We start from the raw sequence: 21864 nt of genomic DNA, 5'->3' as shown, positions 1-21864 counted from the left end.
CGGGAGATCGGGAAAAGATCGGGGGCAAGCGGAGCGCCGCCCGGCCCCCTCCTACGTGCCCCGATCTGTTAATCAACCCTGCGGACGCATATGTGGAAACAGAATCACATCGCGGATCGACGGCGCATCAGTCAGCAACATGACCAGGCGATCGATACCAATCCCCTCGCCCGCCGTTGGCGGCATGCCGTATTCCAGCGCGCGAACGAAGTCGGCGTCGTAGTGCATGGCTTCGTCGTCGCCAGCGTCTTTATCCGCGACTTGAGCCATAAAGCGTTCGGCTTGGTCTTCGGCGTCGTTGAGCTCGGAGTAGGCGTTGGCGATTTCACGGCCGCCGATGAACAGCTCGAAGCGGTCGGTGACGTTCGGGTTGTCGTTGTTGCGACGGGCCAGCGGCGATACTTCGAACGGGTATTCGGTGATAAAGGTCGGCTGCTCCAACTTATGCTCGACCAGCTCCTCGAAAATCATCGTCTGCAACTTGCCTAACCCTTCGAAACCTTTGACCGCCGCGCCGGCCTTCTTGGCGATGGCGCGGGCGGTGTCGAGGTCTTCCAGGTCAGCGGCGCTGATTTGCGGGTTGTACTTGAGGATCGACTGGAACACTGAGATGCGCTGGAACGGCTCGCCAAAGTGGAACACTTTGCCCTGATACGGCACGTCGGTGCTGTTGAGCACCAACTGCGCCAGCTCGCGGAACAGTTCTTCGGTCAGGTCCATGTTGTCTTGGTAGTCAGCATAGGCCTGGTAAAACTCGAGCATGGTGAACTCGGGGTTGTGCCGGGTCGAGACGCCTTCGTTACGGAAGTTACGGTTGATCTCGAAGACCCGCTCGAAGCCCCCCACCACCAGACGCTTGAGGTACAGCTCAGGGGCAATGCGCAAGAACATCGGCAGGTCGAGCGCATTGTGATGGGTCTCGAACGGCTTGGCCGCGGCGCCACCGGGAATGGTCTGCAGCATCGGCGTTTCGACTTCCAGGAAGTCGCGCTTGGCCAGGAAGCTGCGGATATGGGCGATGACCTGGGAGCGTACGCGGAAAGTGTCGCGTACCTCTTCGTTGACGATCAAGTCAACGTAGCGCTGGCGGTAGCGGGTTTCAGTGTCGGTCAGGCCATGGTGCTTGTCTGGCAGCGGGCGCAGGGACTTGGTCAGCAGGCGAACCTGGGTCATCTCCACGTACAGGTCGCCTTTGCCCGAGCGCGCCAGGGTGCCTTCGGCGGCAATGATGTCGCCCAGGTCCCAAGACTTGACCGCCGCCAGGGTTTGCTCCGGTAGAGTCTTGCGGTTGACGTATACCTGAATACGCCCGGTCATGTCCTGAATCACCATGAACGAGCCGCGATTGAGCATGATACGACCTGCCACCTTGACCGGAATCGCTGCAGCTTCCAGCTCTTCCTTGGTCTTGCCGACATATTGCTTCTGCAAGTCGTTGCAGTAGCTGTCGCGACGGAAGTCGTTGGGGAAGGCCTGACCCTGGGCGCGCACTGCAGCCAGTTTTTCCTTACGCAGGGCGATCAGGTTGTTTTCTTCCTGTTGCAGGTCTTGCGGGTCGAGTTGTTGGTCGCTCATGTCTTCAGAAATTCCATCACGGGTTCGTTGCCCCCGCCTTCACGCGGGGGTGGGCTGGCTTACAGCCCTTGTTTCAAGCTGGCTATCAGGTATTCGTCGAGGTCGCCGTCCAGCACCTTGTCGCAATCGCTACGCTCGACGCCGGTGCGCAGGTCTTTGATGCGCGAGGCATCGAGTACGTACGAGCGAATCTGGTGACCCCAGCCGATATCGGACTTGGTGTCTTCCAACGCCTGGGACGCGGCATTGCGCTTCTGCACTTCCTGCTCGTACAACCGGGCCCGCAGCATTTTCATCGCGGTGTCCTTGTTGGCGTGCTGGGAGCGCTCGTTCTGGCAGCTGACCACGGTGTTGGTCGGTACGTGGGTGATACGCACCGCCGAGTCGGTGGTGTTAACGTGCTGACCACCGGCCCCGGAGGAGCGATAGGTGTCGATGCGCAGGTCGGCCGGGTTGATGTCGATCTCGATGTTGTCGTCGATCTCGGGCGAAGCGAACACTGCGGTGAACGAGGTGTGGCGGCGGTTGCCCGAATCGAACGGGCTCTTGCGCACCAGGCGGTGCACGCCGATTTCCGTGCGCAGCCAACCAAAAGCGTACTCGCCCTTAATGTGCACGGTTGCGCCTTTGATGCCGGCCACTTCACCCGCCGACAGCTCCATGATGGTGGCGTCGAAGCCACGCTTGTCGGCCCAGCGCAGGTACATGCGCAGCAGCATGTTGGCCCAGTCCTGGGCTTCGGTGCCGCCGGAACCGGCCTGGATGTCGAGGTAGGCGTTATTGGGGTCCATCTCGCCACTGAACATGCGGCGAAATTCCAGCTTTTCGAGGGACTCGCGCAGACGCTCGACTTCAGCGCTGACGTCGTCGACCGCGGTCTGGTCGTCTTCATCGGCCGCCATCAGCAACAGCTCCTTGGCGTCAGCCAGGCCGCTGTTCATTTCATCCAGCGTATCGACGATCTGCGCCAGCAGCGAACGCTCGCGGCCCAGATTCTGTGCGTACTCAGGGTTGCTCCAGACGTTCGGATCTTCAAGCTCGCGGTTGACTTCAGTCAGACGCTCATGCTTTTGATCGTAGTCAAAGATACCCCCGAATAGTTTCGGAACGCTCTGACAGGTCCTTGATGCTATTGAGGATCGGGTTGATTTCCATGGCGGGCGGCACTCGTGCGTAGCGGGTCAAAAGCCGCTGAGTATACCCCAGACAACATCGGATCGCAGCCCGCCCGGCGTGTCGCGGGGATTTTTCCGCAGACCCGTGGCGCGCTTATTCCTGCTCGGGCTCGACCTCACCCACCACCACGCGGTTACGCCCGGCGTGCTTGGCCATGTACAGGCCTTTGTCGGCGGCAGAAATCAACACGCGGCAATCGCTGCCCTGCTCTGGCGAACAGGTCGCCACGCCAACGCTCACGGTAATGCTTGAACCAGGCTCCGGTGTGGTATGCGGGATGGTTAGGCCCAGGACCATTTGGCGCAGCTTCTCGGCCACCAGCCGGGCGCCGCCCGGGGAGGTGCCTGGCAGCACCAGGGCGAATTCTTCGCCGCCATAGCGCGCCGCCAGATCGGTCGCCCGGCTGCTGCTCTGGCGGATCGCCTGGGCCACTTTGCGCAGGCTTTCGTCGCCATCGAGGTGGCCAAAGGTGTCGTTGTAGGCTTTGAAGTAGTCGACATCTACCATTAACAGCGAGAGTTGCGACTTATCGCGCATGGCGCGCCGCCACTCCATTTCCAGGTACTCGTCGAAATGGCGGCGGTTGGACAGCCCGGTCAGGCCGTCGGAGTTCATCAAGCGCTGCAGCACCAGGTTGGTTTCCAGCAGCTGTTGCTGGCTGACGCGCAATGCACGGTAGGCCTCGTCACGTTGCTGCAAGGTCAGGTAAGAGCGCGAGTGATAGCGAATGCGCGCGACCAGTTCGAGGGTATCGGGCAGCTTGACCAGGTAATCGTTGGCACCGGCGGCGAACGCGGCGCTTTTGATCGCCGGGTCTTCTTTGGTCGACAGCACGATGATCGGAATGTCCTGGGTGGCCGGGTGCTGACGATAGTCGCGCACCAGGCTCAGGCCATCGAGGCCGGGCATCACCAGATCCTGCAGGATCACCGTAGGTTTGATGCGCATGGCCATGGTGATGGCCTGGTGCGGATCGGCGCAAAAGTGGAAGTCGATATTCAGGTCTTGCGCCAGGGACCGGCGAATGGCCTCGCCGATCATGGCTTGGTCATCGACCAGCAGGACCATCGCCTGATAAGCGTCCGTGTCTTTGAAATCTTCGATCTGCAGGTCTTTCATACATTTCCACCTGGATACTGCTCGGGGCGACGCAGCCTCGGGTTCATATGGGAAACAGCTTCGATCAACCTCGGCGCAATCTGCTCCAGAGCCCGAATTTCAACGGCGGCACCGATGTCGGCCGCCGCTTTGGGCATCCCGTATACCGCACAACTGTGTTGATCTTGCGCAATGGTCAAGAAATCGTGATCGCGCATCAATTTCAGCCCTCTAGCGCCATCTCCCCCCATTCCGGTTAATAAAACACCGATGGCTTCACCTGGCCAGTATTGTGCCACGCTTTCAAAAAACACATCGATAGACGGCCGATAAATCTCGTTCACCGGTTCTGCGGTATAAGCCAAAGTGCCGTTTTTCAGCAGGCGCATATGGTGGTTGGTGCCCGCCAGCAACACCGAGCCGTTGCGCGGGGTGTCGCCCTCGCGCGCCAACTGCACCGGCAAGCCGGAAACGCTGGCCAGCCACTCGGCCATACCGGCGGCGAACACTTGATCGACGTGCTGGACCAGCACAATGGCCGCCGGAAAGTCCGCTGGCAAGCCCTTGAGGAGTATTTCCAGGGCGGCCGGGCCACCGGCGGAAGAGCCGATGGCGACAATTTTTTGCTTAGGCTGCGCCGCACGGGGTGTGGGCTGGGGCGCGCGCACCGCCGTGGCGTTGGCGCTGATCAGCCAGCCGATGTTAAGTATCTTGCGCAGCAATGGCGCTGCGGCCTCTTTCGGTTGGCCGCCGCCCACGGCGGGGGTATCCACTACATCCAGGGCGCCATAGCCCATGGCTTCGAACACCCTATGCATGTGCTGCTGGCGGTCGACCGTGACGATAACGATGGCGCACGGGGATTTCGCCATGATCTGGCGAGTCGCCTCGACGCCGTCCATCACCGGCATGATCAAGTCCATGAGGATCAGGTCTGGGGTATCCCTGGCGCAGTTCTGCACCGCGTCTGCGCCGTTGTGGGCGACCCAGACCACCTGGTGGGCGGGCTCGAACGCCAGGGCGCGGCGCAGGGCCTCGACCGCCATGGGCATATCGTTGACGATGGCGATTCTCATGCCTGGGCTCCCCCAATCAACTCCGCTACCGCGTCCAACAGGGCGTCGTCGTGGAAACTGGCTTTGGCCAGATAATAGTCGGCGCCGGCGTCCAACCCGCGGCGGCGATCTTCTTCACGGTCCTTGTAGGACACGACCATCACCGGCAACGACTGGAGACGGCTGTCGCGGCGCAGCAGCGTGACCAGTTCGATACCGTCCATGCGCGGCATGTCGATGTCGGTGATCAGCAAATCGAACGCCTCGGCGCGCAAGGCATTCCAACCGTCCATGCCGTCCACCGCCACCGCCACCTCATAACCTCGCTGGGTCAGCAGTTTGCGTTGTAGCTCGCGCACGGTCAGGGAGTCATCGACCACCAGAACGCGCTTGCGCACCTGGGCCTGGTTGAGCCGGGCACGCTTGTCGATACGCTCGAGACGCCCGGTATTGAGCAGTTTTTCCACTGAGCGAAAGAGGTCTTCGACGTCGACGATCAAGGCTACCGCGCCGTCGTCCAGCACGGCCCCGGCGGAAATGTCCTGCACCTTGCCCAGGCGCTCGTCGAGGGGCAACACCACCAGCGTGCGCTCGCCCAGAAAACGCTCCACCGCGACCCCATAGAACGCGTCTTTTTCGCGGATCACCACCACGCGCATCGAGTCCTGGCTGGCCTGGCTGTCAGCGCGCTGGAACAACTGGCTGGCGGCGACCAGGCCAACGTGACGGCCCTGGTACCAGAAGTGTTGGCGGCCTTCCAACTGGACGATTTCCTCGGGCGCCAAGGCCAAGCTGTGCTCAATGTGCGCGAGGGGGAACGCATAGGCTTCACCACCGACCTCCACCACCAGGCTGCGCACCACCGATAGGGTCAGCGGCACCTCGATATGAAAGCAACTGCCCTGACCCGCCTGCTGGGTCAGCTCCACCGCACCGTGCAATTGACGCACCCCGTGCTGCACCGCATCGAGGCCGACACCGCGGCCGGACACTTCGGTCACCTGCCCGCGCAGGCTGAAGCCCGGCAGAAAGAGAAACGACAAGACCTCTTCTTCGTTCATCTCGGCCGCCGTTTCAGCGGTCGAGAGCTTGCGTTCCGCGATCGCCCGGCGCACGCGCTGCAGATCGACTCCGGCACCGTCGTCACTGATTTCCAGCACCAGTAAGCCCGCCTGGTGGGAAGCGCGCAGGAGCACCCGACCCTCCGCCGGCTTGCCGGCCAGCAAGCGCTGTTCGGGGCTCTCGATACCGTGGTCGACGGCATTACGCAGCAAGTGCGTGAGAGGGGCTTCAAGCTTTTCCAGCACGTCGCGGTCGACCTGGGTTTTCTCGCCTTCGATGTCCAACCTGACCTGCTTGCCGAGGCTGCGGCCCAGGTCGCGAACCATCCGCACTTGCCCGCCCAATACGTCAGCGAAGGGGCGCATGCGACAGGCCAGGGCGGTGTCATACAACAATTGCGCGCGCTGGCCGGCCTGCCAGCCGAACTCGTCCAGATCGTTGCTTTGTTGCTGTAGCAGTTGTTGCGCTTCAACCATCAGGGTTTGGGTCTGGACCACGCTGTCGACTACCTGGGGGTCCAGGCCGGCGTCATTCAATTGCTCGCGCAAGCTGTCCAACGCGCGAATGCTCTGGCTTTGCATACGTTTGAGGCGTTGCAGGCTGGCCAAATAGGGTTTCAGGCGCTGGGTATCGACCAAGGCTTTGCTGGACAGGTCCAGTAGGCTGTTGAGCCGCTGCGCGGTCACCCGCAACACCCGCTCACCGCCTTCGACGCGGCGCCCACGGCCACTGGCGGCTTGACTGGGTTCGCTGTCAGGCTCGGCCTCGGCCTCGGCCAGCGGCGCCGGGGCGGCGCTCGGCGGCGGCGGAGGATGGGCGGCTGGTGGGTTCAGCGGCGGCGCCGCATCGGGGTACAGGAGGCCGGTCATCTGCACTTGATAGGCTTCGATCGCAGCAGCGCCTGGGCCTTGGCCATCAGGGGCGCCGATGCGCACCAACAGGTCAGTCCCGTGCAATAGCGCGTCGATATGCTCAGGAGATAAGTACAGGCGACGCTCCTGGGCGGCGACCAGACAGTCTTCCATGACATGGGCGACGCGCACGCCATCGTCCACGCCAACGATCCGTGCCGCGCCCTTGAGCGAGTGGGCGGCGCGCATGCAGGCTTCCAACTGGGCCGCATCGCCTGGGCTGCGCTCGAGGGCAAGCAAGCCGGTGTTAAGCACTTGGGTCTGGGCTTCGGTTTCCAGGCCAAACAGTTCCAGCAGTGAGCTGTCGCGGATTTGTTCGGGCGTCATGTCAGGCTCCGGCTCATGGCCGCCAACAACGGCGCTTCGTCGATCACCCGCACGCTGCGGTTATGCAGGGCCAGCACCGCGCGGGTAAAGCGTGCGCCGGCCTGGCTGCCGGGGCTTGAGGCTGACTCCAGGCGGGCCTGGTCGATACGATGGATGCCATCCACCTCATCGACCGGCACCACCACGGGGCCGTCCGGCAAGGTCAGCAACAACAAGCGCGGGGTAATCCGCGCATTGATCGGGGAAAAGGCCGCCGTCGCCTCAATGCCCAGCAGGTCAACCAGATCCAGACACGGCACCAGGGCCCCGCGCACATTGGCAACCCCCAACAACGCCCGGGAACGCTGGTGTGGCAGGGAATGCACAGGCTGCTGCGCAGCCACTTCGCTAAGGCAACGGGTCGGCAAGGCCAGCCATTCGTCCCTGAGCCGAAACACCAGCAGCGACTGGCTGGCGGTAGCGGGCAGCTCGGCGGGCTCGGCGGCGAGTTCTTCGCGTTCCAGGGCGTAGCGGTCGAGCAGGCGCAACGCGGCGGCCGCGTACACCTGGCAGTTGCGGCAGTGAATATGCTCGGCCAGTAACGGGCACGACTTATCACCGGTGATGCCAATGCGGTTCCAGCAGTCGTCCACCGCCTCAGCGGCACTGTCCACCAAATTCAGCGCCACGACCCCACTCATCCTTTACGCTCCTGTTCGCCCGACTGCGCATTACGTTGCGCCCGCGCCTGCAAGCGCTTGGCGCCAGCGCTGTCGCCTTGGGCCGCCAGCAGCACGGCCAGATGGGCCAAGGCTTCCGAGTGCTGCGGTTGCAGGTACAACGCCTTACGATAGAAGCCCTGAGCTTCCTGGGTTTTACCGGCCACGTCGTTAAGCAAACCCAACCAATAGAAAACCTCGGCGTGGGGCGCATGTTGTTGCAAATAGCGCTCGCACGCCGCCATGGCCTCTTGGCTATGGCCTTCGTTGGCCAGCCGCACGATGCTGGCCAACAGGGTGTCAGGGTCTTCGCCGGCCGGGCGGCTGACCGCCAGCGTCGGCTTGCCCACCACTGGCCGAGGCGGTGGCGGCCGGCTGCTCGGCGGCGCCTCGACCCGGGCTCGTGGAGGCAACGGTGGCTGGCTTACGGGGGGTGCGGCAGGCGCCGCCAAGACTGGGGCGGCGCCGCGCACGAAGGCGAACGACTGCGCGATGCCCACCGGGCGCATGCCTAGGCGGCCCAGCAGGCTGCCCTCAGCGGGGCCGATGAACAACGCGCCATCGAGTTGGGTAAAGCGTTTGAGAACTTCAAAGACGCGCTGCTGGGTCTCCAGGTCGAAATAGATCAGCAGGTTGCGGCAAAACACAAAATCGTAGGGCGGCGCGCCGGCCAACAAGCCAGGGTCCAACACGTTGCCTACCTGCAGACGCACGCATTGACGCACCGCCTCGTGCAACTGATAACCCTCGGCCACTGGCGTGAAGTGGCGATCACGAAATTCCAGGGCCTGGCCGCGAAACGAGTTGCGCCCATACACCCCACGGCGGGCGCGCTCCACAGACAGCGGGCTGATATCCACCGCGTCGACGACAAACGAGCGCGCAGCCATACCGGCGTCCAGCAAGCTCATGGCGATGGAATAGGGTTCTTCCCCGGTGGAGCACGGCAAGCTAAGAATGCGCAGCACCCGCTCGCCCCGAGCTGCCGACAAGCGCTCGCGGGCCAGTTGGACCAAGGCGTTGAAGGTTTCCGGGTAACGCATGAAGGAGGTTTCCGGCACCACCACCGCTTCGATCAGCGCCTGCTGCTCGCTGGCCGAGCCCTGCAACAGCGCCCAGTATCGTTCCAGGTCCGGGCACTGAGCGGCGTGGCAGCGCTGTTGCACCGCCCGCTCGATCATCGCCGCGCCCACCGAGGCCACGTCGAGGCCGATGCGGTCGCGCAAGAAGTCGAAGAACCGCGGCTGCATACTCATGGCGGCGTCTGCCCACTGAAGAGCAGCTCACGCACATTGTCGTCGAGCAACTGCGCAACGCTGATACGCTGCATCAGGCCCTGGGCATCCTCGCGCACGGGGCCCAGGTAAGGCGTGGCCCGTTGGTCCAGGCCATAGGGGCGAAACTCTTCAGGGTCGCAGCGCAGGGTCTGGTTGGCATGCTCCAGAATCAAGCCCAGTAGCGCCTGTGGCTGCTGCGGGTCGACCCGGTAATGCACCAGCACCAAGCGCGTACTGGTGCGCAGCACGGCGGCCTGGCCAAAGGCAAGGGCTGCCAGGTCCAGCACCGGCACCAATTGGCCACGGTGGGCAAACACGCCAGCCACCCAAAGCGGCGCCTGGGCGATGGGCTTGAGCGGGCGCCGCGCAAGGACCTCAGCAACCTCCAGGGTATCGAGGGCAAACCGCTCGCCGCCCAGGTAGAACACCAGGAACAACTTATGCGGCGCGGCGACCTTTTCGGCCCCGCGCATGGCTACCGTCTGGACCCCAATCATCAGACTTTGAAACGCGAAACGCCGCCGCGCAGGCCGGCCGCCACTTGGCTGAGCTCATCGATGGCCGAGCTTGCCTGGCGCAGCGATTCTACGGTCTGACTGCTGGCATCGCCTAATTGGGTCAAGGCGTGGTTGATCTGCTCCGCACCGGTGGCCTGGGCTTGCATGCCTTCGTTGACCATCAGTACCCGCGGCGCTAGCGCCTGCACCTGAGCGATGATCTGCGAAAGCTGATCACCGACCTGGGTCACCTCGAACATGCCGCGGCGTACCTCCTCGGAAAACTTGTCCATGCCCATCACCCCGGCCGACACCGCGGACTGGATTTCTCGCACCATCTGCTCGATGTCATAGGTGGCCACCGCCGTCTGGTCCGCCAGACGCCGCACTTCCATGGCCACGACCGAAAAGCCTCGGCCATACTCACCGGCTTTTTCCGCCTCAATCGCGGCGTTCAGCGACAGCAGGTTGGTCTGGTCGGCCACCTTGACGATGGTCACCACCACCTGGTTGATGTTGCCGGCCTTTTCGTTGAGGATCGCCAACTTGGCATTCACCAGATCGGCAGCGCCCATCACCTGGTGCATGGTTTCTTCCATCCGTGCCAGGCCTTGCTGGCCGGACCCGGCCAATAACGAAGCCTGGTCGGCGGCAGAGGTTACTTCGGTCATGGTGCGGACCAGGTCGCGGGAGGTCGCGGCGATTTCCCGCGAGGTCGCGCCGATTTCCGTGGTGGTGGCCGCAGTTTCGGTGGCCGTGGCTTGCTGCTCGCGGGACGTGGCAGCGATCTCAGTGACCGAGGTGGTGACCTGGATCGAAGAGCGCTGGGCCTGGGACACCAGAGCGGTCAGCTCGGTCATCATGTCGTTGAAGCCCAGCTCGACTTCAGCGAACTCGTCCTTGCGGCCCAGGTTCAGGCGCGAACTCAGGTCGCCGGTGCGCATGACTTCAAGGATTTTCACCAGCTTCTGCATAGGCGCCATGATGGCGCGCAACAGCAGCCACCCGCAGATGCCAGCGGCAATCACAGCGAGGAACAGGGAAACCAACATGGTCAGCTTGGCGACGGTCACAGCAGAGTCGATGGCCGAGGTGGCCTGCTCTGCCGAGGCACGGTTGGCATCGATCAAGGCGTTGAGGCTTTTACGGCCGGCCACCCAGGCGGGGCTCATTTCGTTGATGGTCAGTTGCTGAGCCTGATCAAAACGGCCATTGCGATAGGCGTCCACTACTTTGGCAATGGACTGCTCATAAACTTCACGCAGGCGCAGGAAATCGTCGAAGCGGCTACGGTCGTCGGCATCTTCGAGGGTGCCGCGGTAGTTTTCGATCTGCGCAATCAAGCGGTCGGCGAAGCTTTTGTATTGTTCATCGTCGGCGGGCGTCATGCTGCGCCGCGCGCTCATGCCCACCAACTGCTGGGTATAGACGTAGCTGTCGACCCAGGCGCTACGAATCATCGAACTATAAAAAACCCCTGGGACGCTATTGGTGCGCACCGTGCTTTCGCTGGTTTCGATCTTCTCCAAGCGAACGTAGGACGCCACCACCATCAGTAACATGATGGCGATGATCACGGCGAAACTTGCCAGAATCCGGTGGCGCAAGGTCCAGTTCTTCACGATTTCCCCTCAGGAATCAACATCGGTACACACCTTAATCGGCCGAGTATAGCTTTGGCTTAACCGATTTTCGTCGTTAGCGTACTTTCGCTGATGCTGAGGGGGCCGCGATTACACCTCTGGGTTACGCGCCTGGGCCTCCAATTCAACTTTCAGGGCGGGGTCCAGGGCCAGTTGCTTGGCCAGTTCGTCAAGGTAGGCGCGTTCCATGGGGTGTTGCTCATCCACCAACATGACGCTGGCGATGTACATTTCAGCGGCCATTTCTTCGGTACGGGCGGCGCGGGCTACGGCCTTGGGGTCGAGCGGTGAATTGAGCTCGGCGTGCAGCCATTGCTGTAGCTCGGGGTCGGGCGTCAAGCGGGTGAATTCGCCTTCGATCAATTCGCGCTCGCGCGCATCAACGTGACCATCGGCCTTGGCCGCGGCGACCAGCGCTTTGAGAATGGCCTGGCTGTGGGCCTCGGCCTGATCTTCAGGCAGGCGGTCGAGGGTTTGTGGCTCGCCACGGGGCGCGGTGCTCTGCTTGGCCTGCCAGTTGCCATAAGCCTTATAAGCCAGCACACCGAGTGCCGCCAGGCCACCGTAGGCAATGGCCTTACCGCCATATTGGCGGGCCTTTTTATTGCCCATCAAAAGGCCCAAGGCGCCCCCGGCCAAAGCGCTACCGCCCTTGCCGCCCGACAGCAGGCTGCCCAGCGCGCCACTGGCGGCGCCACCCTTGAGCAAACCACCAAGGCCGCCCGCAGAGGACGAAGAGTGACCATTGCCCGCTTTGTTCTGCAGCAGGTCTTGGCCGGATTTCAGCAGTTGATCGAGCAAGCCACGGGTATTCATGTCTATGGGCCTCCATCGGCGCTGTGGACATATTTCCAAGGGATCAGAATAAGGCCAATAAGAGACAACAGGGCGGGGGGATTTGCTTCGGAATGTTGCTCAAGCAGGGCTATGACAGCGCACCGAGTGGCTTTACGCACCTTAAACAGGCAAGCCCCCCCGCACTCATTCAATGGCCTTGTCCGTTAATCGATACCTTCTGGAAGTTAGGCGCTAATACCGGTTAATTGAATAAGTTTTGCCCATGTATGGCATAGCCATTGCTCTCTCAAGTTAAACGGATATCAACGAGGGAGGGCACCACCCATGACCAGCGAGTCTCTTGTACTGCAAGCCTCTGCGCGGGCCAATAGCCGCACGCGCTGGTACCAGATGATTGCCGGAATGACCTGCATGATGGCCATTTCAAGCCCGCAATATGTCTGGACGCTATTCACCGGGCCGTTGGCCGAAAAGCTCGGCGCTTCATTGGCGCAAGTTCAGGTCACCTTTTCACTGTTGATTGTGCTGCAAACTTTTTTCTCGCCGGTACAAGGCTTTTTGATTGACCGCTTCGGCTTACGCAAGTTAATCGCCTTGGGTTGTGCGCTGTCTGGCCTGAGTTGGATATTGGCCAGCCAAGCCCATAGCCTGACCGCCCTTTACCTCAGTTATGGCTTGCTGGGTGGGGTCGGCACCGGGATCGTTTATGTCGGCATCATTGGCCTGATGGTGCGCTGGTTCCCAGACCGCCGCGGGTTGGCAGCCGGGGCTGTGGCGGCGGGCTATGGCATGGGCGCCATGCTCACGACCTTTCCGATCAGCAATAGCCTGCGTGAAGCCGGCATGGAAACTACCCTGGTGACCTTCGGCCTGATCCTCGGTGTGGTGGGTTTACTCGCCTCGCAGGTGCTGCGCCAACCGCCAGCAGCGGCCAGTGCGGCGCCCACCGCAACCAGCGTGCCCAGTTCTGCCCAGCACTTCAGCCCCAAGCAGATGCTACGTACCCCGGTGTTTTGGCTGATGTTTGCCATGTTCGCCATGATGTCGACCTCAGGCCTGATGGTCACTTCGCAGATGGCCAGTTTCGCCAAAGACTTCGGCATGACCAGCGTTATGGTGTTTGGCATGGCCGCCCTGCCCCTGGCCATGACGATCGACCGCATCTGCAATGGCTTGACGCGCCCCCTGTTCGGCTGGATCTCCGACCGCTGGGGCCGGGAAAACACCATGGCCTTTGCGTTTTTCTTTGAAGGTATCGCCATGACCCTATGGCTGCTGACCAGCGATAACCCAGTACTGTTCGTGCTGCTGTCCGGGGTGGTGTTTCTTGGTTGGGGGGAGATTTTCTCGCTGTTCCCATCAACGCTTACCGATACCTTCGGCAGCAAAAACGCCACGACCAACTATGGTTTTCTGTACATGGCTCAGGGGATCGGCGCCATTTTCGGTGGCCCCTTGGCGGCCCTTTTGCATCAATATGCCGAGAGTTGGACCCCGGTTTTCGCGGTGGCTATCAGCCTGGACCTGATCACCGCCGCACTAGCCCTGTTTGTGCTCAAGCGCGTACGCCGCCAGTGGCTCGCGCGGCACGCTCGATAAGGAACCCCTGCATGCTTCATAGCACTCTGGCCGCGCGCGGTATTGCCGTGGCCCCACACAGCTTGGCCGCGCAATCGGCCTTGGCCGTCTTGCGCCAGGGCGGCAATGCCATTGAGGCGATGGTTGCCGCCGCGGCGAGCATTGCCGTGGTTTACCCGCACATGAACAGCCTGGGCGGCGATGGTTTTTGGCTGATCGTGCCCGCTGCAGGCGAGCCCATCGCCATTGACGCCAGCGGCCCGGCCGGCAGCCTGGCGACGTTGCAGCACTACAGCGGCCAGTCACAGATCCCGACCCGGGGCCCGGCGGCGGCGTTGACGGTGGCGGGCACGGTCAGCGGTTGGGAGCAAGCGCTGCAAGTGTCGGCGCAACTGGGCGGAACGCAGCCTCTTAGCGCCTTGCTGGCCGACGCTATCCACTACGCCAGTAACGGCATTCCGGTCACCCAATCCCAGCATTGCGCCACGGCCGCCAAACAAGCCGAGCTACAAGACATTGCCGGTTTCGCCGAGACGTTTCTCGACCAAGGCGCCGCCCCCGCGGCGGGCAGCCTGTTCCGCCAGCCACGTTTGGCCAACACCCTGGCCACATTGGCCAGTGAAGGGCTAGACAGTTTTTACCGCGGTACCCTGGGCGACTCCATCGCCGCCGACCTGCAGGCCCTGGGCTGCCCCATCACCCGCGCTGATCTGGCCGAGTATCGCGCCAAGCGGGTCAAAGCCCTGCACTTGCAACACGGCAGTGGCACCGTCTACAACTTGCCGCCCCCCAGCCAAGGGCTGGTCTCGCAATTGATTCTCGGCCTGGCTGAGCGAGCCGGTCTGGCCCAGTGTGAGCCCGATAGCGCGCAGCACATTCATCTACTGGTAGAGGCTACCAAGCTTGCCTTTGGGGTGCGTGACGCCCACATCACCGACCCCGCGCACATGCGCATCGATCCACAAAGCTGCCTGGAGCCAGCTTTCCTGGACCCACTGGCGAGCCAGATAGACCCTACTCACGCGGCGACCTGGGGTGCGGGTAAAGGCCCAGGGGACACTATCTGGATGGGCGTGATCGACAACGACGGCCTGGCGGTGTCCTTCATTCAGAGCATTTACCACGAATTCGGCAGCGGCGTGGTGCTACCCGCTAGCGGCCTGAATTGGCAAAACCGTGGCGCTTCTTTCAGCCTCGACCCCACGCACTTACTGGCCTTACAGCCGGGCAAGCAACCCTTCCATACCCTCAACCCCGCCGCCGCCCGCCTAAAGGACGGCCGTACCCTGGTCTACGGCAGTATGGGTGGCGATGGCCAGCCGCAAACCCAGGCGGCCGTGTTCAGCCGCTACGCGGTGTTCGGGCAGCCTTTGCAGCAGGCGGTAACAGCGCCTCGCTGGCTATTGGGGCGCACCTGGGGGCAGAGTAGCGACAGCCTGAAACTTGAGGCACGGGTCGGTGCAGCGCAGGTCGCGGCGCTCAAAGCCTTGGGCCATGACGTAGAAATACTCGAGGATTTCAGCGAAACCATGGGCCACGCCGGGGCGGCGGTGCGCTTGCCCAATGGCGCCTTCGAAGGGGCTTTCGACCCCCGCAGCAATGGCGCTGCAGCGGGGTTTTAAGTGCCCCGCACCGTTGCAAACATGGCTACTAGCCATCGGGAAGGATAAAAATATTTACAGTTTATTTGCGAACTGAATGGACCTTAGGGCATCTGTGTAAAGTTCGCCGGGTTCGGACGAAGGCTTGACCGAACCTCATTTTTCGATCCGTGGATGGGCGCTTGGAGCGGCCAGGATTCAAACGGGACAGCTTAGACATGCATCGAAGGAACCTACTCAAAGCCTCTATGGCCCTGGCGGCCTATACCGGCCTGTCGGCCAGCGGGTTATTCGCGGCGCGGGCATTCGCCGCCACCGCCGACGGTGAAATTGAACACTTCGACTTCAAAACACTGCAAGCCCAGGCCAAGGCCTTCTCGACCAAAGCCTATGTGAGCGGCAAGCAAGTATTGCCCCCTACCCTGGCGACCATGACGCCCCTGCAATTCAACGCCATCAAGTACGATGCCAACCACTCGTTGTGGAAGGACATCAACGGCCAGTTGGACGTGCACTTTTTCCACGTCGGCATGGGTTTCAAACAGCCGGTGCGCATGTATAGCGTCGATCCGAGCACGCGCCAAGCCCGTGAAGTGCATTTCCGCCCTGAACTGTTCAACTACGACAACAACACCAATGTCGACACCAAGCAGCTAAAAGGTGACTTAGGGTTCGCGGGCTTCAAGCTGTTCAAAGCGCCAGAGATGACCCGCAACGACGTGGTGTCTTTCCTGGGTGCCAGCTATTTCCGCGCGGTCGACAAAGCTGGCCAATACGGCCTGTCGGCGCGGGGCTTGGCGATTGACTCCTATGCCAAGCGCCAGGAAGAATTCCCCGACTTCACCAAGTTCTGGTTCGAAACCCCAAGCAAGAACAGCACCCGCTTCGTGGTCTACGCCCTCCTCGACTCGCCCAGCGCCACCGGCGCTTACCGTTTCGACATCGACTGCCAGGCCGAGCAGGTGGTAATGGAAATCGACGCGCATATTTATGCCCGCGAAGCCATCAGCCAACTGGGCGTGGCGCCGATGACCAGCATGTTCAGCTGCGGCAACCACGAACGCCGCATGTGCGACACCATCCACCCGCAAATCCACGACTCCGACCGCTTGGCCATGTGGCGCGGCAACGGCGAATGGATCTGCCGGCCACTGAACAACCCGGCCAAGGTGCAGTTCAACGCGTTTGCCGACAACAACCCGAAGGGTTTCGGCCTGGTCCAGACCGACCACGAGTTCGACCATTACCAAGATACCGTCGACTGGTACAGCAAACGCCCAAGCCTTTGGGTCGAGCCCACCACTGAGTGGGGCGAAGGCTCGGTGGACCTCATGGAATTGCCCACCACCGGTGAGACGATGGACAACATCGTGGCCTTCTGGACACCGAAAAAACCGGTCGCCAAAGGGGATTACCTCAACTACGGCTACAAGCTGTACTGGAGCGCCTTGCCGCCGGTGGGTACGCCGCTGGCCCGCGTGCATGCCACCCGTTCCGGCATGGGCGGCTTCACCGAAGGCTGGGCACCGGGCGAGCACTACCCGGAAAAATGGGCACGCCGCTTCGCGGTGGATTTCCACGGTGGCGGTATCGAAACCTTGAAGTCTGGCATCGAGCCCATTGCCACGGCCTCCAATGGCAAGTTGCAGGACTTCCATATTCTGGAGCTGCCGGACATCAAAGGCTTCCGCGTCCTGTTCGACTGGTACCCCACCAACGACAGCGTCGAACCTGTTGAGATGCGCCTGTTTCTGCGCACCGACGGCCGCACCCTGAGCGAGACCTGGCTGTATCAGTACTTCCCGCCTGCGCCGGAGAAACGCAAGTACACCTAAGCAAAAAAGGCAAAAAAATGCCCCATGCCCGTGTCAGTCGGGCGTGGGGCTTTTTTTTGCCGGGCCAATCAGTCGCGCAGGTCGGACTCATGGATCGGCTGGTCGCGGTGGGTCGCTCGCTGATACTGCGCCGGCCAAGTGGCCTGGCGGCCGCCCAGGCTTTCGTCCGCGCTCAATGGCCAGTACGGGTCACGCAACAATTCGCGCGCCAGGAGAATGATATCGGCTTGCCCAGTGCGCAGAATATGCTCGGCCTGGGCAGGGTCGGTGATCATGCCCACGGTGCCGCTGGCGATGCCGGCTTCCTTGCGGACCCGCTCGGCAAAGCGCGTCTGGTAGCCCGGGCCGGTCGGGATTTCCGCGTTGGCCGAGGTGCCGCCTGAAGAGACGTCAATCAAGTCGGCGCCCACAGCTTTCAAGCGGCGCGCCAGCTCCACGGTTTCGTCTTCGTTCCAACCGTCTTCCACCCAGTCGGTGGCCGACACGCGCACGAGCACGGGTAGATCCGCTGGCCAGACTTCACGAATGGCCGCCGTGACCTGGAGGGTCAGGCGAATGCGATTTTCGAAGTTGCCGCCGTAACGGTCTTGGCGCTGGTTGCTGATGGGCGAGAGGAATTGGTGCAGCAGGTAGCCATGGGCGGCGTGCACCTCGACCACCTTGAAGCCCGCAGTCAACGCGCGCCGGGCACCGTCGACGAACGCCTGCACGATGGTATCGATACCTGCTTCGTCCAGCGCCGTAGGGGCCACGTGGTGAGGGTCGAAGGCAATGGCCGAAGGGCCCACGGGTTGCCAACCACCTTCGCTCACCGGCACGCTGCCCTGGGGCTTGACCCACGGCCGGTAGGTGCTGCCCTTGCGGCCAGCGTGGGCTAATTGAATCGCGGGCACCGAGCCCTGGGCCTCGATAAAACGGGTGATGCGCTGCAGTGTCTCGATGTGCTCATCCTTCCACAGCCCGAGGTCCTGCGGGGTGATACGCCCTTCTGGGGTGACGGCGCACGCCTCGGTAAAGACCAGGCCCGCCCCGCCGACTGCACGGCTGCCCAAGTGCACCAAATGCCAGTCGTTGGCGAAGCCGTCCTCACTGGAGTACTGGCACATGGGCGACACAGCAATGCGGTTGCGTAAGGTCAATTGGCAGAGCGTATAGGGTTCTAGTAGCAGACTCACGGTGCACCTCTGGAGGCAAATAGGCAGGTGCCCTGTCGGTGAGTGTCGCAACCGAGTTTTAAGGGGTCACCACAACAGAGCAGAGATCAGTCGACAACCCCGCACGGCCGCCGGTTCCCACCGATCCCCCGCCAGACGGGCTCAGCGCGGTTCGATGTGGGCGATCAGCAACTGCACGGTTTCGCGCCCGCGAAACTCATTGAGCTCGAGTTTGTAGGCCAGTTGTACCCAGCGCACCGTGGGGTTCGGCCAGACCTCACGGTCGACACCGAAGGCAATGCCGTCCAGGCTGACCGTACCGCACTCGGTCTTGAGCACGACTTTCAGGTGCCGCTCGCCCACCACCCGCTGCTCACTCAATTGGAACACCCCGTGGAACAGGGGCTCGGGGAAGTGCTGGCCCCATGGCCCGGCATTGCGCAATGCGCGGGCCAGCTCCAGGTGAAACTCCTCGACCGCCAGGCTGCCGTCGGACAAAAGCCGGCCCGTCAGGTCGTCCTCTTGCAGCTGTTCACGCACCTGTTCGTCGAAGGCGGCGGCAAATGCCGGGAAGTGCTCCTGAGGCAGCGACAGGCCGGCAGCCATGGCGTGGCCGCCGAACTTGCTGATCAACTGCGGGTGCCGCGCGGCGATGGCGTCCAGGGCGTCACGGATATGAAACCCCGGCACCGAACGGGCCGAGCCCTTGAGCAGGCCCTCCCCCGCATCGGCGAATGCGATGGTCGGCCGGTGGTAGCGCTCCTTCAGGCGCGACGCCAAGATACCGATCACCCCCTGGTGCCAGTCGGGCTCGAACAGGCACAGGCCGAAGGGCATGGCCTCCAGGGGCAGGTCCTTGAGCTGCGCCAAGGCTTCGCGCTGCATGCCCTGCTCGATGGACTTGCGGTCCTGATTCAAACCCTCCAACTGCTCGGCGATATCGCGGGCGTGCTGAGGGTCGGTGCTGAGCAGGCACTCGATGCCCAGACTCATGTCATCCAGGCGCCCGGCCGCGTTCAGCCGTGGCCCCAGGATAAAGCCCAGGTCGGTCGAGGTGATTCGCGAGGGCTCACGCCGGGCGACTTCCAGAATCGCCTTGATGCCAGGCCGTGCCCGGCCCGCACGAATACGCTCCAACCCCTGGTGTACCAGAATACGATTGTTCGCATCCAAGGGTACGACGTCGGCCACGCTGCCCAACGCGACCAAATCGAGCAACTCGCCGATGTTGGGCTGCGGCTGCTCGCGATAACGGCCCAGTTCACGCAGGCGCGCGCGCAGCGCCATCAACACATAGAAAATCACCCCCACTCCGGCCAGCGCCTTGCTGGGGAACTCACAGCCAGGCTGGTTGGGGTTGACGATCGCATCGGCCGCCGGTAACTCGTGGCCGGGCAAATGGTGGTCGGTAACCAGCACGGTCAGCCCCGCCGCTTTGGCCGCCGCCACACCCTCTACGCTGGAAATGCCGTTATCGACAGTCAGCAACAGCTGTGGCTCACGCTGCAAGGCTACTTCGACGATTTCCGGGGTCAGGCCGTAGCCATACTCGAAGCGGTTGGGCACCAGGTAATCGACATGGGCGGCGCCCAACAGGCGCAGGCCCAACACCCCCACCGTGCTGGCGGTGGCACCGTCAGCGTCGAAATCCCCGACGATCAAGATGCGCTGGCGCTGATCAATGGCCTGCACCAGCAACTCGACCGCTGCGTCGATGCCCTTCAAGCGCTGAAAAGGGATCAGCCGCGCCAGGCTCTTGTCCAGTTCGCTGGCGCAGGTGACCCCACGCGCGGCATACAGACGCGTCAGCAATGGCGGCAATTCGCCGAGGAACGGTAGGGTGGCAGGCAATTGACGCGGTTCGATACGCATGTGGCAGGACGGTCTCTTTAGCTCAGAATACGGGGGGGCAGCGGTCAGTCTCGGCCGCCTAGCAGCCATTCCAGTTGGACTTCGTGCTGGCCGCGATCGTCGGTGACGAAGACAGTCCCTTCGCTGATCATGACGTCCCACTTGATGACCCGAGGCATATCCTTGGCCAAGGTTTCCAGAACCTCCTGGGGCACCGCCGCGATATTTACGTTCTTCAGGTGTTTGATGCCATCCACCACCTTGCCTTGCCACACCCGCAGGCTACCGTAGGCCAGCAGGCTGGTGCGCTCGGTACGCCGCGAGCACCAGGTCAAACGATCGATATCGGGCAGGCCCACTTCGATCCAGTGCAGCACCCGCCCATCCAGGCTTTTTTCCCACAGGGCCGGCTCGTCGACGTCCGACAAGCCGCGGCCAAAGGCCAGCTGCTCGTCGTACCACAGCGCATAGGCGAGCAAGCGTACGGTCATGCGCTCTTCGGTTTCGGACGGGTGGCGGGCGATGGTTTGCTTAACCGTCTGGTACACACTGCGGTCAAGGTCGGTGAGGTTCAGTTCGAACTTGTAAGTCGTGGAAGGCTGGGCCATGAGGACGCTTCTTGAAACAGAGAAAGTCGCCCAGTCTACCCGATGCGCCCCCCTTCAACGAGGTTCACCGAACTCGCTACGGCTATGCGCTGACACATGGCTGTGATAAAGATGCGCTTGAGCGCGCCATAACCCGGGGCGACAACTGGCGTGCCGCCAGCTTCAAGGAGGAAATTACGCTAATGGCAACTGGCTGTTCAAGATGGCGAGACGCCCTGCTCACTGCCCTACTGGTCGCGTTTTTAGGGGCCGCGGCCCCCGTCCAAAGCAAAGAACGGCTGTTTTGGCTGCTGCGCGACACGCCACCGTTGACCATCGCCACCGGCCCTAACCAAGGCCAAGGGACGGTTGACCGTTTGCTGGAACAGATCATCGAAGGTTTGCCGGAGTACGAGCATGTGGTGCTGCGGGTCAACCGCGCGCGCTCCATGCAGCGGCTCCAGGAGGGAGAGCTGGCCTGCGACCCCATGTTGCTGAGGACCACCCAGCGCTCAAAGCAACTCACCTACTCGACGCCCAGCATGACGACCCGCAGTAGCGAACTGATTATTCGAACCCTCGACCGCGAGCGCTTCGCACCTTTTCAACGCCCGGACGGAGTCGACCTGCATGCTGCCCTGGCGGGCGGGGACATTAAGGTCGGTGTGGTCGCAGAACGCAGTTATGGCGACACGCTGGACACCCTGATCGCACAGGCGCCAGAAGCCAGCACCCTGCCCCACCACGGCAACGACGCGGTGGCCAGCCTGCTGAGAATGGAGCATGTGGGGCGAATCGAAGGGGTGCTGGGCTATCGCCAAGAGGCCAGTTACTACGCGGCCAAAGTGGGCTTACCCGAGGGTGCGCTGGATGCACTGCCGATCAGCGGCGTGGCGAAGACGCAACAACTTTATATGGCTTGTTCGAACACTGAGCGCGGTCGCATCGTTATCGAAAAGATCAACCTGAAGCTGAAGGCGATTAACAGTAACGGCTAGCGGCTGCACAAAAAAAGAAACCCCGGGAGGTGGGGAGGCCTCTCGGGGTCAACATGGCCTATCAGGCCACCATGGCAGGCAACAAACACCGGAGCACAATGTTTGTACGCTGCCCTTAATAAATATGAGGCTGGCTGATGCGG

General features: G+C 62.3%; 17 protein-coding genes. 4 read left to right on the top strand and 13 right to left on the bottom strand.

Annotation, left to right across the window (positions count from 1 at the left end):
* Nucleotides 1-72 precede the first annotated feature (72 nt).
* The 10 genes from lysS to QCL65_RS05550 form a co-directional block, all read right to left on the bottom strand.
* Nucleotides 73-1575, bottom strand: a complete 1503-nt coding sequence (lysS, locus tag QCL65_RS05595) for a lysine--tRNA ligase (RefSeq protein WP_407315300.1) — start codon at nucleotides 1573-1575, stop codon at nucleotides 73-75.
* Between the two features lie 59 nt (nucleotides 1576-1634).
* A protein-coding gene (gene prfB, locus QCL65_RS05590) for a peptide chain release factor 2 (RefSeq protein WP_407315299.1) occupies nucleotides 1635-2730 on the bottom strand; the annotation gives its coding sequence in 2 pieces (ribosomal slippage) (nucleotides 1635-2657 and nucleotides 2659-2730; 1095 coding nt in all).
* A 114-nt stretch (nucleotides 2731-2844) separates the two neighbouring features.
* On the bottom strand, nucleotides 2845-3870 hold the full coding sequence (locus QCL65_RS05585) for a diguanylate cyclase (protein ID WP_407315298.1): 1026 nt from the start codon (nucleotides 3868-3870) through the stop codon (nucleotides 2845-2847).
* Nucleotides 3867-4925 carry a chemotaxis response regulator protein-glutamate methylesterase gene (locus QCL65_RS05580; protein WP_407315297.1) on the bottom strand — a complete coding sequence of 353 codons (1059 nt, stop codon included), beginning with the start codon at nucleotides 4923-4925 and terminating at the stop codon, nucleotides 3867-3869. Before QCL65_RS05580 ends, QCL65_RS05585 begins: the two co-directional genes overlap by 4 nt.
* Nucleotides 4922-7204, bottom strand: a complete 2283-nt coding sequence (locus QCL65_RS05575) for a hybrid sensor histidine kinase/response regulator (RefSeq protein WP_407315296.1) — start codon at nucleotides 7202-7204, stop codon at nucleotides 4922-4924. The genes QCL65_RS05580 and QCL65_RS05575 overlap by 4 nt, the downstream gene beginning before the upstream one ends.
* Nucleotides 7201-7884, bottom strand: coding sequence for a chemotaxis protein CheW (locus QCL65_RS05570; protein WP_407315295.1), 684 nt, complete (start codon nucleotides 7882-7884; stop codon nucleotides 7201-7203). The genes QCL65_RS05575 and QCL65_RS05570 overlap by 4 nt, the downstream gene beginning before the upstream one ends.
* Nucleotides 7881-9158, bottom strand: a complete 1278-nt coding sequence (locus tag QCL65_RS05565; protein ID WP_407315294.1) for a CheR family methyltransferase — start codon at nucleotides 9156-9158, stop codon at nucleotides 7881-7883. Before QCL65_RS05565 ends, QCL65_RS05570 begins: the two co-directional genes overlap by 4 nt.
* The gene (locus QCL65_RS05560) at nucleotides 9155-9652 is read right to left on the bottom strand and encodes a chemotaxis protein CheW (protein WP_407315293.1); all 498 of its coding nucleotides are present in this window, start codon (nucleotides 9650-9652) and stop codon (nucleotides 9155-9157) included. Before QCL65_RS05560 ends, QCL65_RS05565 begins: the two co-directional genes overlap by 4 nt.
* A 23-nt stretch (nucleotides 9653-9675) precedes the next feature.
* Entirely contained in the window at nucleotides 9676-11298 is a 1623-nt protein-coding gene (locus QCL65_RS05555; RefSeq protein WP_407315292.1) for a methyl-accepting chemotaxis protein, read from the bottom strand.
* 111 nt (nucleotides 11299-11409) lie between these two features.
* On the bottom strand, nucleotides 11410-12135 hold the full coding sequence (locus tag QCL65_RS05550; protein ID WP_407315291.1) for a tellurite resistance TerB family protein: 726 nt from the start codon (nucleotides 12133-12135) through the stop codon (nucleotides 11410-11412).
* 306 nt (nucleotides 12136-12441) lie between these two features.
* Here QCL65_RS05550 and oxlT point away from each other — a divergent pair, with 306 nt between their 5' ends.
* From oxlT to QCL65_RS05535, 3 genes are all read left to right on the top strand, one after another.
* Nucleotides 12442-13716: an oxalate/formate MFS antiporter gene (gene oxlT, locus QCL65_RS05545; RefSeq protein WP_407315290.1), complete on the top strand. Its 1275-nt coding sequence runs from the start codon at nucleotides 12442-12444 to the stop codon at nucleotides 13714-13716.
* An 11-nt stretch (nucleotides 13717-13727) separates the two neighbouring features.
* A complete protein-coding gene (locus tag QCL65_RS05540; RefSeq protein ID WP_407315289.1) occupies nucleotides 13728-15317 on the top strand; it encodes a gamma-glutamyltransferase family protein in 1590 nt (529 codons plus the stop codon).
* A 197-nt stretch (nucleotides 15318-15514) separates the two neighbouring features.
* On the top strand, nucleotides 15515-17131 hold the full coding sequence (locus QCL65_RS05535) for a glucan biosynthesis protein D (protein WP_407315288.1): 1617 nt from the start codon (nucleotides 15515-15517) through the stop codon (nucleotides 17129-17131).
* A gap of 68 nt (nucleotides 17132-17199) precedes the next feature.
* On the opposite strand, the gene QCL65_RS05530 is transcribed toward QCL65_RS05535, so the two are convergent.
* The 3 genes from QCL65_RS05530 to QCL65_RS05520 all read right to left on the bottom strand — a co-directional run bounded on the left by QCL65_RS05530 (nucleotide 17200) and on the right by QCL65_RS05520 (nucleotide 20744).
* Nucleotides 17200-18306, bottom strand: coding sequence for an NADH:flavin oxidoreductase/NADH oxidase (locus QCL65_RS05530; protein WP_407315287.1), 1107 nt, complete (start codon nucleotides 18304-18306; stop codon nucleotides 17200-17202).
* Between the two features lie 141 nt (nucleotides 18307-18447).
* A complete protein-coding gene (recJ, locus tag QCL65_RS05525; protein ID WP_407315286.1) occupies nucleotides 18448-20157 on the bottom strand; it encodes a single-stranded-DNA-specific exonuclease RecJ in 1710 nt (569 codons plus the stop codon).
* 44 nt (nucleotides 20158-20201) lie between these two features.
* Nucleotides 20202-20744: a YaeQ family protein gene (locus tag QCL65_RS05520; protein ID WP_407315285.1), complete on the bottom strand. Its 543-nt coding sequence runs from the start codon at nucleotides 20742-20744 to the stop codon at nucleotides 20202-20204.
* Nucleotides 20745-20926: 182 nt separating this feature from the next.
* Here QCL65_RS05520 and QCL65_RS05515 point away from each other — a divergent pair, with 182 nt between their 5' ends.
* Nucleotides 20927-21721: a TIGR02285 family protein gene (locus QCL65_RS05515; protein WP_407315284.1), complete on the top strand. Its 795-nt coding sequence runs from the start codon at nucleotides 20927-20929 to the stop codon at nucleotides 21719-21721.
* Nucleotides 21722-21864: the final 143 nt, after the last annotated feature.

Source organism: Pseudomonas sp. nanlin1, from assembly GCF_045571515.1.
Lineage (GTDB): Bacteria > Pseudomonadota > Gammaproteobacteria > Pseudomonadales > Pseudomonadaceae > Aquipseudomonas.
The sequence above is the reverse complement of the archived record's forward strand: the minus strand, read 5'-3'. Positions and strand labels throughout refer to the sequence as shown.

Excerpts from the sequence above, each read along its gene's own strand:
- QCL65_RS05550 (WP_407315291.1), bottom strand. The coding sequence starts at position 12,135 with ATGAATACCCGTGGCTTGCTCGATCAACTGCTGAAATCCGGCCAAGAC.
- QCL65_RS05585 (WP_407315298.1), bottom strand. The coding sequence starts at position 3,870 with ATGAAAGACCTGCAGATCGAAGATTTCAAAGACACGGACGCTTATCAG.
- QCL65_RS05535 (WP_407315288.1), top strand. The coding sequence starts at position 15,515 with ATGCATCGAAGGAACCTACTCAAAGCCTCTATGGCCCTGGCGGCCTAT.
- QCL65_RS05575 (WP_407315296.1), bottom strand. The coding sequence starts at position 7,204 with ATGACGCCCGAACAAATCCGCGACAGCTCACTGCTGGAACTGTTTGGC.
- QCL65_RS05515 (WP_407315284.1), top strand. The coding sequence starts at position 20,927 with ATGGCAACTGGCTGTTCAAGATGGCGAGACGCCCTGCTCACTGCCCTA.
- QCL65_RS05560 (WP_407315293.1), bottom strand. The coding sequence starts at position 9,652 with ATGCGCGGGGCCGAAAAGGTCGCCGCGCCGCATAAGTTGTTCCTGGTG.
- QCL65_RS05580 (WP_407315297.1), bottom strand. The coding sequence starts at position 4,925 with ATGAGAATCGCCATCGTCAACGATATGCCCATGGCGGTCGAGGCCCTG.
- QCL65_RS05565 (WP_407315294.1), bottom strand. The coding sequence starts at position 9,158 with ATGAGTATGCAGCCGCGGTTCTTCGACTTCTTGCGCGACCGCATCGGC.
- QCL65_RS05520 (WP_407315285.1), bottom strand. The coding sequence starts at position 20,744 with ATGGCCCAGCCTTCCACGACTTACAAGTTCGAACTGAACCTCACCGAC.
- recJ (WP_407315286.1), bottom strand. The coding sequence starts at position 20,157 with ATGCGTATCGAACCGCGTCAATTGCCTGCCACCCTACCGTTCCTCGGC.
- oxlT (WP_407315290.1), top strand. The coding sequence starts at position 12,442 with ATGACCAGCGAGTCTCTTGTACTGCAAGCCTCTGCGCGGGCCAATAGC.
- QCL65_RS05570 (WP_407315295.1), bottom strand. The coding sequence starts at position 7,884 with ATGAGTGGGGTCGTGGCGCTGAATTTGGTGGACAGTGCCGCTGAGGCG.
- QCL65_RS05540 (WP_407315289.1), top strand. The coding sequence starts at position 13,728 with ATGCTTCATAGCACTCTGGCCGCGCGCGGTATTGCCGTGGCCCCACAC.
- lysS (WP_407315300.1), bottom strand. The coding sequence starts at position 1,575 with ATGAGCGACCAACAACTCGACCCGCAAGACCTGCAACAGGAAGAAAAC.